A 536-nucleotide genomic window follows, 5' to 3' on the forward strand; every position below is an offset into this window, starting at 1 on the left:
CCGCCTCGAAGGCGCGGACGGCCTTGGAGCAGATCTCGCGCGTCTCGCGGTCGATCGGCAGTTGGCCGTTGAAATCGGCGGTGAAGGCGATGCGCTTCGGGCGCTCCTGCGCGGCCGCCGCGACGGCCTCGGCGTAGGAGCGCGCAGGCGGGTCGTAGGTCAGCGGATCGAGCGCGCACCAGCCGGCCATGGCGTCCAGGAACAGCGCGAGGTCCGGGACGTTCCGCGCCATGGGTCCCTGGACGGATAGCGTGGAGAAGAGGTTGTTCACGGTCCCGCGCGTCACGCGACCCGGCGAGGGCCGCAGTCCCACCACGCTGCAATAGGTGCCGGGCCGGCGCAGGCTGCCGCCATGGTCGGTGCCCTGGGCCAGCCAGACCTCGCCGGTCGCCAGCGACACGGCGCCGCCGCCGGTGCTGCCGCCGCAGGTGAGCGAGGTGTTCCAGGGATTGCGCGTGCGGCCGAAGACCTCGTTGAAGGTCGAGCCGCCCGCGCCGAATTCCGGCGTGTTGGATTTTCCGACGACAATGCCGCCA

1 protein-coding gene is annotated in these 536 nt (G+C 71.6%); it reads right to left on the minus strand.

What is annotated here, in order from left to right:
* Positions 1–536 (minus strand): amidase (locus AC1DWF_RS38115; protein ID WP_476843588.1); only part of this gene is annotated, 536 nt, incomplete at both ends.

The sequence above is a fragment of the Aminobacter sp. P4_D5 genome (genome assembly GCF_056401815.1).